Below are 14,844 nucleotides of genomic sequence, written 5' to 3' on the forward strand. Positions count from 1 at the left end.
CGGAGACCGTATGGTCAAGGCCGATCACCACTCAGGGAGGACGGTAGTCATGGCAACGCCCCAGGTCGCACAGGTTCGACGGCTCGTCACCGAGATCCCGGGCCCCAAGTCGCGGGCGCTCCAGGAGCGGCGGGAGCGCGCGGTGGCCGCGGGGGTGGGCAGCGTACTCCCGGTGTACGTCGAGCGCGCGGGCGGCGGGATCGTCGAGGACATCGACGGCAACTCGCTGATCGACTTCGGCTCCGGCATCGCGGTGACCAATGTGGGAAACGCCGACCCGGCGGTGGTGGAGCGGGCGTGTGAGCAGCTCACACGGTTCACCCACACCTGCTTCATGGTGACCCCGTACGAGGGCTACGTGGAGGTGTGCGAGGCGCTCGACCGGATCACGCCGGGCGGCCACGAAAAGCGCTCCATGTTGCTGAACTCCGGCGCCGAGGCCGTGGAGAACGCGGTGAAGATCGCCCGCGGCGCCACCGGTCGGCAGGCCGTCGTGGTGTTCGATCACGCCTACCACGGCCGCACGAACCTCACCATGGCGCTGACCGCGAAGAACATGCCCTACAAGCAGGGGTTCGGCCCGTTCGCGGGCGAGGTGTACCGGATGCCGATGGCCTACCCGTTCCGCTGGCCCACCGGCCCGGAGAACTGCGGGCCCGAGGCCGCCCGCCAGGCCATCGCCCAGATCAGCGCGCAGATCGGCGCGCAGATCGGCGCGCAGAACGTGGCCGCTGTGCTGATCGAGCCGATCCAGGGGGAGGGCGGCTTCATCGAGCCGGGAGCCGGCTTCCTGCCCGAACTGGCGGAGTTCTGCCGGGCCAACGGGATCGTGTTCATCGCCGACGAGGTGCAGACGGGCTTCGCCCGAACCGGCCACATGTTCGCCTGCGAGCACGAGGGGATCGTCCCCGATCTCATGGCGACCGCCAAGGGCATCGCGGGTGGGCTGCCGCTGGCCGCCGTGACCGGCCGCGCCGAGCTGATGGACGCCGTGCACGCCGGCGGTCTGGGCGGCACCTACGGCGGAAACCCGGCGGCCTGCGCGGCGGCGCTGGCCGCGCTGGAGACCATCGAGTCGCGAGGGCTGGTGCGGCGCGCCCGGGCCATCGGCGAAGTGGCGCTCGATCGGCTGCGGGGACTCGCCGAGAAGTACGACATCGTCGGTGACGTGCGCGGCCGCGGCGCGATGCTCGCGGTCGAGCTGGTCAAGGGGGGCGGCGACACCTCACCCAACACCGAGGCGCTGGGGCAGGTCGTCCGGTACTGCCACTCCCAGGGGCTGGTCCTGCTGACCGCCGGCAGCTACGGCAATGTCATCCGGCTGCTGCCGCCGCTGGCGATCGGCGACGATCTGCTCGACGAAGGCCTGTCCATCCTGGAAGAGGCGTTCGCCGGGATCTGAGCCCCACCGGTACCCTCCGGCTACGTGCCCGCGCCCTTCCCGGGCGCGGGCCGGCGCGGGCCGTACCGCCCGCCCGCCCTAGGGTGGGAGTCGGGCGCCGAAGGAGGGACCATGGTGCACGTCGCAGTCGGCCAATTCGCACCGGGCGAGGACAAGCTGGCCAACCTCGCCGCAGCGGGCGAGCTCGTGACCGAGGCCGCCGGGAACGGCGCGCACGTGGTGCTGCTGCCCGAATACGCGATGTTCACCGCGCCCCGCGTCGATCACCGGTTCGTCGAGGCGGCCGAACCCCTGGACGGCCCTTTCACCGCCGGGCTCGCCCGGCTCGCCCGCGACCACGGGGTGCACGTCGCCGCCGGCGTGAACGAGGCGCTGCCCGGTTCCGGGCACTTTCTCAACACCTTCGTCGCCATCGACCCCCGCGGCGAGGTCACGGCCTCCTACCGGAAACTGCACCTGTACGACGCTTTCGGTGCGACCGAGTCGGAGGTCGTGCGACCGGGGGAGATAGAGCCCCCGCAGACCTTCACCGTCGAGGGCCTGACGTTCGGCCTGCAGACCTGCTATGACCTGCGTTTTCCCGAAGTGACACGGCGGATCGTGGATGCCGGCGCCGATGTGCTGCTACTCGGCGCGGAGTGGGTGCCCGGCCCGCTGAAGGAGGACCACTGGGTCACGCTCGCGCGGGCGCGCGCGATCGAGAACACCATCTACATCGCCGCTGCGGGGCAGAACGCTCCGACCGGCGCCGGGAACAGCATGGTCATCGACCCTATGGGCGTCCGCATAGCGGCGCTGGGCGAGGAGACCGGCGTTGCGGTCGCCCGGATCTCGGCGAAGCGTGTGGCCGAGGTGCGGACGAAGAACCCCGCCCTGCGCCTGCGCCGGTTCACCGTCGTCCCGAACTAGCGCTCCCGATTCCGGGAATGTCGCGACAAGCCGCGCCGGACCGGCTGCGCACCATCGACGTCCGACTACCCTGGGTTGCCATCTCCGAGCTGTGAGTTACAAAAATCGGTCAAGGCCGTTTCGGCTTCCCACGGCATCTGATTCAATAAAGAGCCGATAACTTTACGGCCCGCCACACTGTCCTAAACCACGGGGGGAGCAAGGACGTTGAGCGGTCTGAGCATAATGTGCCAGCCAAGCACAGCAAATGCCGACACAACCGACATCTACATCTTCGATCCAGGGTCGCTGAGCAGCGTGCAGTGCATGGGGGATGCCTGCGCGATCTGCCACGCGAAATGGCCGCGGCCTCGCACGCCGCTGGGGGAACTGCCCGACGGCACCAGGGTCTACGGGTGCCGCGAGTGCGCCGACATCATCGCGTCGCACATGGCGCGGTCCGCGGAGCACGCGCTGGCGGCCCATTGAGGGCGGCGCCCGCCCGCGCCGCCTGATCCGCGCACCGAAGCGGCTCCGCGAGCCGCTTCGGTGCCGGTAAAAGAGCCGGAGAGCAGCGCCGGAGCATCTCGGCGGACGGCGCCCGCCTCCAGCAGCGAACGCCCCCTCCGCGGCAGCACCGAAACCGCTCCCGGACCGGCCCCCGCACGAGCACCGGCATCCACCCCCGTCTCAGCCCTTGGTCGCCTCGGTGTGCACCGCGGTGATGGCATCGGTCAGGATGTCCAGCCCCTCCCGGGCGTCCTCCTCGGTGAGTGTCAGAGGCGGGGACATGCGCAGGGCGTTGTCGTGCAGCCCGCCCTTGCCCACCAGCAGGCCGCGCTCGCGCGCCCGCCCCATGACGGCCGTGGCGAGCGCGGGAGCGGGCGCCCCGGTACCGGGCTCGACCATCTCGACGGCGAACATCAGACCCTTGCCGCGCACGGCGCCAACGGTGCTCAGCTCGGTGAGGGGCCGCAACCCGCCGATCAGCGTCGCACCCAGGCGGGCGGCGTTGCTCTGCAGGTCATGGTCGAGGACGTAGTCGAGAGTGGCGCCGGCGGCGGCCATGGCGATCGGGTTGCCGCCGAAGGTGGACACCCCCTTGGCCGTGAGCCCGTCCATCAGCTCGCCGCGGGCGACCAGCCCGCCCACGGCGAAACCGTTGCCGAGCCCCTTGGCGAAGGTCATGGCGTCAGGGGTGACACCGTGGTTGCCGATCCCCCAGAAGCTGGATCCGGTCCGCCCCCAGCCCGTCTGCACCTCGTCGGAGATGAACAGGATGCCGTGCTCGTCGAGCACCTCCTTGTAGGCGGCGAGCAAGCCGTCAGGGGCCATCGCGAACCCGCCGACGCCCTGGACCGGCTCGGCGATCAGGCAGGCGACATCGGGCGCCGCGGCGGTGGCGAGCACGTCGCGCAGGTCGGCGACGCAGGCGTCGATGTACCCGGCGTCGGACATGCCCCGGAAGGCCGGGGCATCGCGGTCGGTGCCGTGCAGATAGTGCACGTTGAGCGGGGACAGCGAAGAGTTCTTCCAGCCGCGGTTGCCGGTGACCGCGATCGTGCCGTAGGAGCGCCCGTGGTAGCTGTTGCGCATGGCCAGAACCTGGTCGCTGCCGCGCGCGCAGGTCGCCAGCAGCAGCGCGGTCTCGTTGGCCTCGGTCCCGGAGTTGGTGAAGAACACCTTGGCGTCCGGGATCCCGGAGAGGCCGGCGATCTTCTCGGCGAGCTCCACCTGGCCGCGGATCAGGTAAAGGGTGGAGGTGTGCACGATGCCGCGGGCGAGCTGGCGCTCGACCGCCTCGCGGACCTCGGCGACGTCGTAGCCGAGCATGGTGGTGACGATCCCGCAGAAGAAGTCGAGGTAGGTCCGGCCGTCGGCGTCGGTGACCCGGGCCCCTTTGGCACTGACCGGCTCAACAGGGTTTTCGTAGTAGAGGGAGAGCCACGAGGGCATGACAGCGTGGTGACGAGCGAGCAGATCCGACATGGTCTCAGTCTCACCCGCCGCGGCGCTCCGTCGCCAGCCTCACGCTGTCGATATCGGGAGTGTCCGTTTAACGGGTTATCAGAATCACCGGTACACGGCCGGCGGCCGGGCACCGGCCGCGCGGACCGTGACCGCACCGCGGGCGCCGACCGGGTGCGCCCCTTGGCACCCTGTAAAGTCGCAGGGCACCCTGCCTGACAGAGCGATCTACACTGGTCACGTGCTGCCTACGCTCGCCGATGTGCTCCGGCTGCCCGCCCTTCAGCGGGCGCGTCCCCGGGTCGTGGTGGGGTCGGACCATCTCGACGTCGCGGTGCGCTGGGTGCACATAGCCGAGGTCACGGACCTGGCGCACCTTCTCCGCGGCGGGGAGCTGGTCCTGACCACCGGCATCGCGATGCCCGACGAATCCGCGGCGCTGCGGCGCTATGTCGACGACCTCGCGGCCGTGGGTGTCAGCGGCATCGCGGTCGAGCTGGGCCGCAAGTACCACTCCGATCTGCCCGAAGCACTTCTGGGCGCGGCCCGCGAGGCCCGTATCCCGGTGATCTCGCTGGACCGCGAAGCACGGTTCGTCGAGATCACCGAGGCGGTACACGTCCGGGTGGTCAACGAGCAACTGGAGGAGCTGCGCGAATCCGAGCAGCTGCACGAGGTCTTCACCCGGTTGTCGGTGGACGGGGCGCAGCCGGCGCGAGTACTGCGGGAGATCGCGCGGCTCTCCGGCTGCCCCGCGGTCCTGGAGAACCTCACGCACCAGGTGCTCGCCTGCGACCTCAACGGGGAGGAGCCCGGGATCCTGCTGACCTCCTGGGAGAGCCGATCGCGTGCGGCGCGGACCGGCCAGCGCACCGTGCACGACCCCGCCGCGGGCTGGCTGATCACAACGGTGGGCGCGCGGGGCCAGGACTGGGGGCGGCTCATCCTGATCTGCGGCGCCTCCCCCACTCCCCGGCTGACCATGCTGGTGGAGCGCGCCGCCACGACCCTGGCGCTCGGCCGGCTGCTCGAACGCCACCAGGAGAGCCTGGAACGCCAGACGCACCGCACGATCATCGCCGGGATCGTCGACCGCAGCTACTCCGACCCCGAGGAGGCTCTGGTGCGGGCCCGCGCGGTCGGCGTCCCCCTGGCCGGGCGGCAGCTCATCGGCCTGGTCCTGCGGCTGCGGACGGACGGGACGGGCCTGGCCGCCCAGGCGCGGCTGGCCGACACCGCCGAGGGCGCCGCACGCGCCTGCCGCGAACTGCGGCTGCCCGCGCTGGTCGGCTCCCTGGACGACGTCCGGGTCGGCATCCTGCTCGCACCCCCGGCCCAGGAGGACCCGGACTCCTGCCTGCACCGGCTCGCCGACCGCATCCGCGAACGCGTCGGCGCCGGGCCGGTGCTCGCCGTCGGCTCCCGCACGGACGACATCCGGGAGGTGCGCCGCTCCTTCCTGGAGGCCCGCCAAGTGGGCGACGTCGCGGTGCACCAGACCGACCACCGCCCGTTCTACCGCCTGCCCGACCTGCGCCTGCGGGGTCTGCTGCACCTCTTCCGCGACGACGAGCGGCTGCAGACCTACGTGGAGCGCGAACTCGGCCCGCTGCTGGCCTACGACGCCCGCCACGGCAGCGACCTCACCGAGATGCTGCGCCGCTACCTCGCAGCGGGCCGGAACAAGGCGCTGGCCGCCTCCACCGCGCACCTGTCCCGGCCGGCGTTCTACGAGCGGCTGCGGCGGATCTCGCATGTGCTGGACGCCGATCTGGAGTCCGTGGAAACCTGCCTGTCGCTGCACGTGGCACTGCTCTCCCTGGATTCGGTGCGCGACCGGCTCCAGAGCTGACCGGACCGGGAGCGGGACGGGCCGCTGGAAACGGGCCTCTCCGGTCGGCAGACTCGGACACCACCGCCGTCAACCGGGCAGCAGCCCCATGGCCGCGCCCGGCGCGTAGACCAGAAGCAGGAACCGCGCCGTCCGGGTCGCCAGCGTGACCAGGACGAAGGTCAGCAGGGGAACCCGGACGGCGCCCGCCAGGACGCAGATGACCATGAATGGCGGGATGCTGGAGAAGGAGCTGACGGCCACCAGCCCCGCCGTCGACCACGGGCGCCCTTCGGCCTTGGCCCGCCATCGGGCCAACCACTCGGTCCAGCGGCCGGTGCGGCCCGCCTTCCGGTGCAGCCAGGCGATGTCGAGCGTTCCCTTCCCCAGGTAGTAGTAGGCGATCTTGCCGAGCGTCTGGCCGACGCCGGCCGCCAGCGCCATCGCGAACAGCGCTCCGTCGCCCCCCACCGCCGCCGCGCCCACCAGGTAGATCTCCACATTGATGATCGGCAGTAGGGCGGAGGCCAGTCCGACCAGGAACGCGGCGGCGGTCTCGATCACTGCGGCCCTTCCGGTGGGGGCGGGGGCGCCCGAGGGCTACTTCTCGGCGGCCGCGAGCTGGCCGCAGGCCCCGTCGATCTCCTGGCCGCGGGTGTCGCGGACGGTGACCGACACCCCGTGCGACTCCAGCCGGCGCACGAACTCCCGCTCGTCCTCGGGCCGCGAGGCCGTCCACTTCGAGCCGGGGGTGGGGTTGAGGGGGATCAGGTTGACGTGCACCAGATTCCCGGACAACAGCTCGCCGAGCAGGTCGGCACGCCACGCCTGGTCGTTGATGTCGCGGATCAGCGCGTACTCGACGGAGACCCTGCGGCCGGTGCTCGCGGCGTAGGACCACGCCGCGTCCAGCACCTCGGAGACCTTCCAGCGCGTGTTGACTGGCACGAGCTCGTCGCGCAGTTCGTCATCGGGCGCGTGCAGTGAGATGGCCAGCCGGACCTGCATACGCTCGGCGGTCAGCTTCTCGATCGCCGGGACGAGACCGACAGTGGAGACGGTGACGCCCCGCTGGGAGATGCCCAGCCCGCCTGGCACGGGATCGGTCATCCGGCGTACCGACTCCAGTACCCGCCGGTAGTTGGCCAGCGGTTCCCCCATCCCCATGAAGACGATGTTGCCGATGCGCCCGGGGCCGCCGGCGACCTCGCCGCGGGCGAGGTCGCGCGCGCTGGAGACCACCTGGTCCACGATCTCCGCGGTGGACAGGTTGCGGGTGAGCCCGTTCTGTCCGGTGGCGCAGAACGGGCAGTTCATCCCGCACCCGGCCTGCGACGAAACGCACAGTGTCACCCGGTCCGGGTAGCGCATGAGGACCGACTCGAACATCACCCCGTCGAACGCCTTCCACAGGGTCTTGCGGGTCATGCCGTTGTCGCAGGTGATGTGCCGCACGGGGGTGAGCAGTGTGGGCAGCAGCGCCTCTTGGAGACGTTCCCGCGAGCCGGCGGGCAGGTCGGTCATGGCCGAGGTATCGGACTCCAGGTGACCGAAGTAATGCTGGGCGAGCTGCTTGGCACGGAACGGCTTCTCCCCGAGCTCCGTGACCACGGTGCGGCGCTCCTCGGCGCTGAGGTCGGCGAGGTGGCGGGGCGGCTTGGCCCGGTTCGGGGCGGCGAAGGTGAGCTCGGCAGGCATCGGGATCCAAGGTGGGCGGACGAGGGTGAAAACGGCGACGAAATCGGCGATGCGCGATAATTTGGGGTTCTATATGACCAGTACACGTTTACGCCGCGGTGCCGACCGTTAAGGCGCACCGCTCATACTATGCGGCACGCGGTCGGCACCGTTCGCTGGACGACGATCCGAGAAGGAGGGCAGGTTGGCTGGGACTCGCGTCCTCCTCGACCAGATCAGCCCCTACCGTAGCCGCCGCGTGGTCGTCGAGTGCGACACCCGCACCACCGCCGCCTACCTGCTCGACGCCCGCGGCGAGGTCCGCGTCCCGGTGTGGCTGGCCAACCACGAGGTCGCGCCCGAAACCAGTGACCCCACCGGCCTATACCACGGGCGGGCCCCGCTCATGCCCGCCGCGCACACCAAGCACCCGCACGGCCGCACCCGGTTCGACACCGACCGGCTGCGCGCCGTGTGGTTCGAGGAGGGCGACGGAGTGGCCTTGCTCGACGGTGACACTCCCCTTGCCATCATCCCCGGCTGGGCCGAGGCCGACAGCGGACTTCCCGGCTACACGCGCGACGCGATCGGCCGCAGCCCGTACGCGTGGGAGCTCGACACTGTGGAGGCCCAGTTGTGGCCGCGAGTGGTGCACGCCGAGGCGTACTGGAACTGGAGGGCCTCGCCCAACGCCTGGCGCAGCGTGCAGCGCACCGTGTACAACCACCTCACCCGCAAGGTCGGCACGGCGGGGCACTACTGGGACGTCTCCGACGGCCACGCCCCCCTTGTCCGCGTCTCAGAGCACCCGCCCCGGACCGGACGCCCGTTCACCGTCCTCAGCACGGTCGGCATGTGCGGCCAGCGCATGCCCACACTCGACCGCTACATGGCCGACGCCTCCTCCTTCGCCCGGATCGAGCTCGGGCTGGCCACGACCATGCCCGCGCACCTGGCGGCCCGGATCTTCCGGTGGATCGGCGCGTTCCCGTGGCGCGCGGTGACCTGGTTCGGCCCCGGGCACAGCGTCAAGTGGCTGGACAACAACGAGGACACGGTCATGCGCGGGGAGAGCACGGCGGTCCTGCTCGTGGCCGACCCCGCGCCGCTCTCCGGCGGCGCCCGCATCCCGCCCGACACCTCGGGCCTCACCTTCCACGGCGACCCGGTGCAGTGGCTGTGGGTCGTCCCCATAACCCGTCCCGAGCACCTCTTCGCCAAGGAGCACGACGCGGCGACCCTCATCGACAAGCTCGCGGCCGAAGGCCGGAGCTGGGTGCTGGCGGGGCCGCACTCGTAGCGGCGGAGGCGAGCACTCTCCGGTCGGGATGCCCGTGCCGCGAACGCATGCTATACGGGGCACAGTGCTCCCGCTCATACCCCCATCGAGGTTCCCGTGTTCGAGTCGCTGGATTCCCTGTACTTCGTCCTTCTCGCCCTGCTCGTCGCGGCGAATCTGTTCTTCCTGGTCAACATCGTCCATCCGCGGCTGTCGTGGGTGCTGACGAAATGGCAGTACCGCGACCCGGAGGCGGTGGAGCCGAGCCGGGTGGTGTTCGAACTGCGCAGGGTGAAGTACACGGTGCTGTTCATCGTCTTCACGGTGGGGACCGTGACGCTGTGGAACGTGCGGGACGGCCTCCCGGGAAGCTGACGGCCGCCCACGTGCGGCGCATCCCGTAAGCGGCGGCCGGAACGGTGCGGGCGCCGGTCCGGGCTCGTCCGCGGGGCGCTCCGCCCCCGGAAAATCCTTTGACCGCCGGTTCGGTCCGGTACATCGTCGGCACCATGCCCGCCCCCGCCTCCAGGCTCCCCCGAGGGAAACGGTGACCTCCCCCGGCGAGCACACCCCTATCACCGCTCCATTGCGGCACCGCGACTTCCGCGCACTGGCCGCCGGACGCACCCTGATGTACTTCGGCGCCGGACGGTGACCCTTTCTGCGCTGGAGCCGTAGAGTATAAGTATCTTCGTAGCACTCTGTCGCACAGAGTACTACTCTGGAAGCATGGCCAAAGAGATCAACCAGCGCGAGTTGCGCAACGACAGCGGTGCGATCCTGCAGGCCGCCGCCAACGGAGAGACGTTCATCGTGACCCGGAATGGGACACCCATGGCGGAGCTGCGCCCGTTGAGCAAACGGACCTTCGTCTCCAAGGAGGAGGCCCTGCGCGCCACCGCTCACCTGCCCCCGGTCGACGGCCGGGGGCTCCACGCCGAGCTCGACGAGCTGTTCGATCCGGAGCCCTACCGTGACTGATTCAGCCCAGGTCAGCCGCGGACTGCTCGACACCTCCGTCATCGTCGACTTTCAGGCGCTCGGTGACAGGCTCCCGGACGAGTTCGCCATCAGCGCGATCACGCTGGCAGAGCTGTCCGCGGGACTGCACACGACGAACGATCCGCTCAAGCGGGCACAGCGCCAACTCCGGTTGCAGTGGATCGAGTCGACTTTCGCACCTCTTCCCTTCGACACGGAGGCCGCCCGAGCATACGGCTCGGTCGCCGCACTGGTACTGGCGGCCGGCCGCAAACCGCGCAAGCGGGTGGCCGACCTGCAGATCGCCTCCATCTCCATCACCCACGGGTTCCCCCTCTACACGCGCAACCCTGAGGACTTCAAAGGACTCGAAGCGTTCCTCGACGTCGTCGCCCTCTGACGCTTCGGCTGCAGACCGCGCGTCTGGGCTCGAGTAAACAAGTCAGGAGCCTGGTCTAAGGTCCGCTGACACGTCCCGATGTGTGTTTCCGTAGAGGACGGCGCCGACCTCCGTGGACCGCCCCGTCACCGTGCCCGCACCTTCCTCGCCTCCGCGCTCACCACGGCCGGCACCCTGTGCAGCCGCGGCGCAAGGGCACCGGCCCGCAGGTGAGCGGGACCGGCGGGCGGAGGCTTGACATCAACCTTGGTTGAGGATGTTCCGTTGTCCCAGGCACGCAGAACACCTGTGAGGGAGACAGCATGATCCTGGTCATCGGAGCCACCGGCAAGGTCGGCGGGCAGGTCGTCCGGCAGCTGCGCGAGTCGGGCGCGCGGTTCCGCGCGCTGGCGCGCGATCCGGCCTCGGCACACCTCCCCGGCGGCACCGAGATCGTCCGCGGCGACCTGTCGGATCCGCCGTCGCTGCACACGGCGCTTGAGGGAGTGGAGGACGTCTTCCTGGTATGGCCCTTCCTCAGCAGCGAGGGGGCGCCCGCTGTGCTGGAGGTGATCGGCGGGCACGCCCGGCGCGTCGTCTACCTGTCGTCGACGGGCGTGGACGAAACCGCGGACCAGCAGGCCGACCCGATCAACCGGTTCCACGCCGATCTCGAACGGCTCATCCGGAACTCGGGGTTGCGCTGGACCTTCGTCCGGGGCGGCGGGTTCGCAAGCAACGACCTGCAGTGGGCTGAGCAGATCCGCAGCGGGGACGTGGTCCACGCCCCGTTCGCGGCGGGCGCGCGGGCGGTCGTTCACGAGGCCGACCTGGCGGCGGTGGCGGTGCACACGCTCACCACCGGCGGTCACGACGGGAAGAAGTACGAGGTGACCGGCACGGAGGTGCTGAACACGGCCGAGCGGGTGCGGATCATCGGCAAGGTGCTGGAGCGCCCGCTGCGCCTGGAGGAGGTCCCGGCCGAGGCCGTGCGCCAGGAGATGCTCGGCGCCGGGTGGCCGGCCGACGTCGTGGACGGCATCCTCGACGCGCACGCCGAAAGCGGGACCGGTGGCCGCGAGGAGCCGGTCAGCCCCGCGGACCGGATCACCGGCTCGCCCGCGCGCACCTATCACCAGTGGGTCGCCGACCACGCCGGCGACTTCCGCTGACTCTCGCCCGCGGGCCCGCGGCCATTGCGGTCCGGCCCCCTTGACCGCTGAAGCTAATGGGATTAGCTTTAAAGCTAATCCCATTCACAGGAGGGAACGGCCATGCACCTTCTCAACCGCCCTGAGGGCCGGATCGCCTACGACCTCTACGACGCGGAGGACGCCACCGGGCCGCTCGTCGTCTGCGTGCCCGGCATGGTCGACGTCCGCTCCACCTATCGGCACCTGGGGCCGCCCCTCGCCGAGGCCGGGTACCGCGTAGCGGCGATGGACCTGCGCGGGCACGGCGACAGCGACACCACCTTCGGCGACTACAGCACCCTCGCCACGGCCGGCGACGTCGCCGCGCTCATCGAGGAGCTCGGCGGCGGCCCCGCGCTGGTCGTCGGCAACTCGTTGGGCGCGACCGCGACGGCCTGGGTCGCGGCGACCCGGCCAGACCTGGTGTCCGGTGTCGTCCTGCTCGGCGCGTTCCTGCGCGGCGAGGGGCTGGGGACCGCCCGGCGGCTCGCCTTCCAGGCGATGTTCCTGCGCCCGTGGGGTCCGGCCTTCGTCCTGAGGTACATCGGGGGACTATTCACCGGGCGCACGGCCGACGACCACGCCGACCACATCGCGGCGATCCGCGCCCACCTGCGCCCGCGGGACCGCTACCGGGCCATCGTCAGCACCATCGGCAACTCCTTCCACCCGGTCCCGGCCCGCCTGGACGACGTCGCGGCCCCGGCACTGGTGATCATGGGGGAACAGGACCCCGACTGGTCCGAACCCGTCGCCGAGGCGAACTGGATGACCGGACGGCTCGGCGCCCGTGAGCTGATCGTCCCCGAGAGCGGCCACTACCCCCAGGCGCAGCGGCCCGATCTCGTGGTGCCCGCGGTGCTCGCTCTCGCCGACTCGGTAGGCCGGGCGCACGGTGCCTAGGGCCGGGCTGACCCCCGCGGTGCTGGCCGAGGAGGCCGCACGGATCGCCGATGAGGAAGGCTTCGACCGGCTCTCGCTGGCCGCGGTCGCCAAACGTGTCGGCGTCGCGGTACCGAGCCTGTACAAGCACGTCCGGGGGGTGGAGGGGCTCCGCCGCGAGGTAGCGGTCCGGTGCGCGCGGGAGTTCGGGGAACGGCTGGGCCGCGCCGCGATGGGCCGCTCCCACGACGACGCCCTGCGCGCGGTCGCCACCGCCTACCGCGAGTACGCCCGCACACACCCCGGCCGTTACGCGGCGCTGCAACGGGCACCCTCCCCCCAGGACGAGGAGGCATCGGCCGCGTTCTACGTGGGAGTGGAGGCCATGGTCTCGGTCATGCGCGGGTTCGGCCTCCCCGACAGCGACGCCATCGACGCGATCAGGGCGCTGCGCAGCGCCCTGCACGGGTTCGTGGAACTGGAGGCCCGCGGCGGCTTCGGCCTGCCGCAGAGCACGGAGCACAGCTACCGGATACTCGTCGAAGCGCTCATCAGGGCCCTGCGGGACTGGCCGCGGTCCGCACCTGAGGCGGGCGGTTGAACACCCCGCGCCCGTGGAGGAGCATGGGCGCATAGGGCCGCGCCCCGAGCGGGTACCGCGGCGCGGGGCACGGGGAGAAACCGGGCCGGACGTGGGAGTCCCAGGGAACAAACGCATCCGCCTGGAGGCCGCCTCCAGCCAGCGCGCCCGCCGGACCGGAGCGGCACCCCGATCGCGCCCTCGGCCTACACCAGCAGGGTCAGCACCACCCAGGCGACCGGGCCCGCAATGAGCAGGGAGTCGACGCGGTCGAGCAGTCCGCCGTGCCCCGGCATGAAGCGGCCCATGTCCTTCATGCCCAGATCCCGCTTGATCAGCGACTCGACCAGGTCGCCCATGGTGGCGGCCAGCACCACCGCGGCACCGAGCAGCACACCCGCCCATGCCGGGCCGCCCAGCATCAGTTCGACCGTGAGAGCTCCGGCCAGCATGCAGCCCAGAACCGAACCGGCGAAACCCTCCCACGTCTTGTTCGGCTGATGACCGGGGCCATCTTGTGCCGGCCCGCGATGATCCCCGCGAAATAGCCTCCGATGTCGCTGCTGATCGTCACGACGATGAACGCGATGAGCCGCTCCTGGCCGTCGCCTGGAGTGGCGATCAGCAGCTGCCAGGTGCCCAGGAGGAACGGCAGGTACAGCAAGGCGAAAAGGTTCGCCGCGGCGTCGCGGACATACCCCTCGGCCCCCGCCCGCAACCGCCACGAGAGGACGACGATCGCGGTGATCGCGGTCGCCCCCACGAGCCAGGCGGGACCGCCGAAGTACGCGCACACCTGCATCGCCACACCGCCCGCCAGGAGCGGCGGCAGCACCAGCGCTGTGCCCTGGCCGGCGACCGCCCGGCTCAGCTCGCGCAGCCCGAGAAACACCGCCGCGGACGTGATCGCGACGAACGCCGCCGGGAACGGGTAGATCGAGACCAGGACCAGCGCCCCGAGCACCACTCCCGAGCCGATGGCCAGCGGCAGGTTACGGCCGGTACGGATCGGTTCGCCCCCGGGCTTGTGCAGGATGAATCGCTGCTTCTCATTCGCGCTTTCGCGCCGCCCGGCCCCGCCACCCTCACCCGCCGCCTCCGGTGGCGGGTCCAGCGGCTGTTCCGGCGCGTCGGCGCCCCCGGCGGACTCGCCGGGCACCGGCCGGCGCCCGCCTTCGGCGTCAGGGGCCGATTCGGAGTTCAACAAGGGAATCAGACCTCGAGTAGTTCCGATTCCTTGTGCTTCAGCAGCTCGTCGATCTCCCCTACGTACTTGTGGGTGAGCTCGTCCAGTTCATCCTGGGCGCGATGGCCTTCGTCCTCGCCGATCTCGCCGCCCTTCACCGCCTTGTCCAGCGCGTCCTTCGCGTGCCGGCGAATGTTGCGGATCGAGACCTTGCCGTCCTCGGCCTTGCTCCGCACGACCTTGATGTACTCTTTGCGGCGCTCCTCGGACAGGTCCGGGAACACCACCCGGATCACGTTGCCGTCGTTGGCCGGGTTGACACCGAGATCGCTGTCGCGGATGGCCTTCTCGATGGCCTGCGCCGAGTTCTTGTCGAAAGGCGAGACGACCACCATGCGCGGTTCCGGAACGGCGAACGACGCGAGCTGGTTGATGGGAGTCTGGGCGCCGTAGTACTCAGCCGTGATCTTGTTGAACGTCGCGGGTCCCGGACGTCCCGTGCGGATCGCGGCGAAGTCCTCCTTGGCGACCCCGACTGCCTTCTCCATCTTCTCCTCGGCTTCGAGGAGTGTCTCTTCGATCATGTCGGCTCCCGTGA

General features: G+C 70.6%; 15 protein-coding genes and 1 pseudogene. 11 read left to right on the forward strand and 5 right to left on the reverse strand.

Features of this window, described 5'->3' with window-relative positions; all coding sequences use genetic code 11:
• Positions 1 to 49: 49 nt before the first annotated feature.
• The 3 genes from gabT to VS93_RS00270 all read left to right on the forward strand — a co-directional run bounded on the left by gabT (position 50) and on the right by VS93_RS00270 (position 2,779).
• Positions 50 to 1,402 (forward strand): 4-aminobutyrate--2-oxoglutarate transaminase, encoded by a 1,353-nt coding sequence (gabT, locus tag VS93_RS00260; protein WP_046468005.1) that lies wholly within the window; start codon positions 50 to 52, stop codon positions 1,400 to 1,402.
• 111 nt (positions 1,403 to 1,513) lie between these two features.
• Complete coding sequence (locus VS93_RS00265) at positions 1,514 to 2,311, forward strand: carbon-nitrogen hydrolase family protein (protein WP_046468006.1); 798 nt, start codon at positions 1,514 to 1,516, stop codon at positions 2,309 to 2,311.
• A gap of 225 nt (positions 2,312 to 2,536) precedes the next feature.
• A complete protein-coding gene (locus VS93_RS00270) occupies positions 2,537 to 2,779 on the forward strand; it encodes a hypothetical protein (protein ID WP_046468007.1) in 243 nt (80 codons plus the stop codon).
• 201 nt (positions 2,780 to 2,980) lie between these two features.
• On the opposite strand, the gene VS93_RS00275 is transcribed toward VS93_RS00270, so the two are convergent.
• A complete protein-coding gene (locus VS93_RS00275; protein ID WP_046468008.1) occupies positions 2,981 to 4,279 on the reverse strand; it encodes an aspartate aminotransferase family protein in 1,299 nt (432 codons plus the stop codon).
• Between the two features lie 220 nt (positions 4,280 to 4,499).
• Here VS93_RS00275 and VS93_RS00280 point away from each other — a divergent pair, with 220 nt between their 5' ends.
• A complete protein-coding gene (locus tag VS93_RS00280) occupies positions 4,500 to 6,110 on the forward strand; it encodes a PucR family transcriptional regulator (RefSeq protein ID WP_046468009.1) in 1,611 nt (536 codons plus the stop codon).
• Positions 6,111 to 6,179: 69 nt separating this feature from the next.
• On the opposite strand, the gene VS93_RS00285 is transcribed toward VS93_RS00280, so the two are convergent.
• Positions 6,180 to 6,653 (reverse strand): VTT domain-containing protein, encoded by a 474-nt coding sequence (locus VS93_RS00285; RefSeq protein WP_046468010.1) that lies wholly within the window; start codon positions 6,651 to 6,653, stop codon positions 6,180 to 6,182.
• Positions 6,654 to 6,689: 36 nt separating this feature from the next.
• Entirely contained in the window at positions 6,690 to 7,787 is a 1,098-nt protein-coding gene (rlmN, locus tag VS93_RS00290; protein WP_046468011.1) for a 23S rRNA (adenine(2503)-C(2))-methyltransferase RlmN, read from the reverse strand.
• A 184-nt stretch (positions 7,788 to 7,971) separates the two neighbouring features.
• On the opposite strand from rlmN, the gene VS93_RS00295 reads away from it, so the two are divergent.
• The 7 genes from VS93_RS00295 (at position 7,972) to VS93_RS00325 (ending at position 13,081) form a co-directional block, all read left to right on the forward strand.
• Positions 7,972 to 9,066 carry a suppressor of fused domain protein gene (locus tag VS93_RS00295; protein WP_046468012.1) on the forward strand — a complete coding sequence of 365 codons (1,095 nt, stop codon included), beginning with the start codon at positions 7,972 to 7,974 and terminating at the stop codon, positions 9,064 to 9,066.
• A gap of 96 nt (positions 9,067 to 9,162) precedes the next feature.
• Positions 9,163 to 9,420, forward strand: coding sequence for a hypothetical protein (locus tag VS93_RS00300; RefSeq protein ID WP_046468013.1), 258 nt, complete (start codon positions 9,163 to 9,165; stop codon positions 9,418 to 9,420).
• Between the two features lie 354 nt (positions 9,421 to 9,774).
• Positions 9,775 to 10,026: a type II toxin-antitoxin system Phd/YefM family antitoxin gene (locus tag VS93_RS00305; RefSeq protein ID WP_046468014.1), complete on the forward strand. Its 252-nt coding sequence runs from the start codon at positions 9,775 to 9,777 to the stop codon at positions 10,024 to 10,026.
• A complete protein-coding gene (locus VS93_RS00310) occupies positions 10,019 to 10,426 on the forward strand; it encodes a type II toxin-antitoxin system VapC family toxin (protein WP_046468015.1) in 408 nt (135 codons plus the stop codon). Before VS93_RS00305 ends, VS93_RS00310 begins: the two co-directional genes overlap by 8 nt.
• Positions 10,427 to 10,728: 302 nt before the next feature.
• On the forward strand, positions 10,729 to 11,577 hold the full coding sequence (locus VS93_RS00315) for an SDR family oxidoreductase (RefSeq protein WP_046468016.1): 849 nt from the start codon (positions 10,729 to 10,731) through the stop codon (positions 11,575 to 11,577).
• A gap of 102 nt (positions 11,578 to 11,679) precedes the next feature.
• On the forward strand, positions 11,680 to 12,501 hold the full coding sequence (locus tag VS93_RS00320; protein WP_046468017.1) for an alpha/beta fold hydrolase: 822 nt from the start codon (positions 11,680 to 11,682) through the stop codon (positions 12,499 to 12,501).
• A complete protein-coding gene (locus VS93_RS00325) occupies positions 12,494 to 13,081 on the forward strand; it encodes a TetR/AcrR family transcriptional regulator (protein ID WP_046468018.1) in 588 nt (195 codons plus the stop codon). Before VS93_RS00320 ends, VS93_RS00325 begins: the two co-directional genes overlap by 8 nt.
• 185 nt (positions 13,082 to 13,266) lie before the next feature.
• Here the strand turns inward: VS93_RS00325 and VS93_RS00330 are convergent.
• A pseudogene (locus tag VS93_RS00330) lies at positions 13,267 to 14,219 on the reverse strand (phosphatidate cytidylyltransferase).
• 53 nt (positions 14,220 to 14,272) lie between these two features.
• Positions 14,273 to 14,830 (reverse strand): ribosome recycling factor, encoded by a 558-nt coding sequence (gene frr / locus VS93_RS00335; protein ID WP_046468019.1) that lies wholly within the window; start codon positions 14,828 to 14,830, stop codon positions 14,273 to 14,275.
• Positions 14,831 to 14,844 lie beyond the last annotated feature (14 nt).

The organism is Allosalinactinospora lopnorensis (assembly GCF_000981225.1).
Classification (GTDB): Bacteria; Actinomycetota; Actinomycetes; order Streptosporangiales; family Streptosporangiaceae; genus Allosalinactinospora; species Allosalinactinospora lopnorensis.

What these genes read in the sequence shown, in the direction of transcription:
- gabT (WP_046468005.1), top strand. Translation starts at nt 50, where the DNA reads ATGGCAACGCCCCAGGTCGCACAGGTTCGACGGCTCGTCACCGAGATC.
- VS93_RS00265 (WP_046468006.1), top strand. Translation starts at nt 1,514, where the DNA reads ATGGTGCACGTCGCAGTCGGCCAATTCGCACCGGGCGAGGACAAGCTG.
- VS93_RS00270 (WP_046468007.1), top strand. Translation starts at nt 2,537, where the DNA reads ATGTGCCAGCCAAGCACAGCAAATGCCGACACAACCGACATCTACATC.
- VS93_RS00275 (WP_046468008.1), bottom strand. Translation starts at nt 4,279, where the DNA reads ATGTCGGATCTGCTCGCTCGTCACCACGCTGTCATGCCCTCGTGGCTC.
- rlmN (WP_046468011.1), bottom strand. Translation starts at nt 7,787, where the DNA reads ATGCCTGCCGAGCTCACCTTCGCCGCCCCGAACCGGGCCAAGCCGCCC.
- VS93_RS00305 (WP_046468014.1), top strand. Translation starts at nt 9,775, where the DNA reads ATGGCCAAAGAGATCAACCAGCGCGAGTTGCGCAACGACAGCGGTGCG.
- VS93_RS00315 (WP_046468016.1), top strand. Translation starts at nt 10,729, where the DNA reads ATGATCCTGGTCATCGGAGCCACCGGCAAGGTCGGCGGGCAGGTCGTC.
- VS93_RS00320 (WP_046468017.1), top strand. Translation starts at nt 11,680, where the DNA reads ATGCACCTTCTCAACCGCCCTGAGGGCCGGATCGCCTACGACCTCTAC.
- frr (WP_046468019.1), bottom strand. Translation starts at nt 14,830, where the DNA reads ATGATCGAAGAGACACTCCTCGAAGCCGAGGAGAAGATGGAGAAGGCA.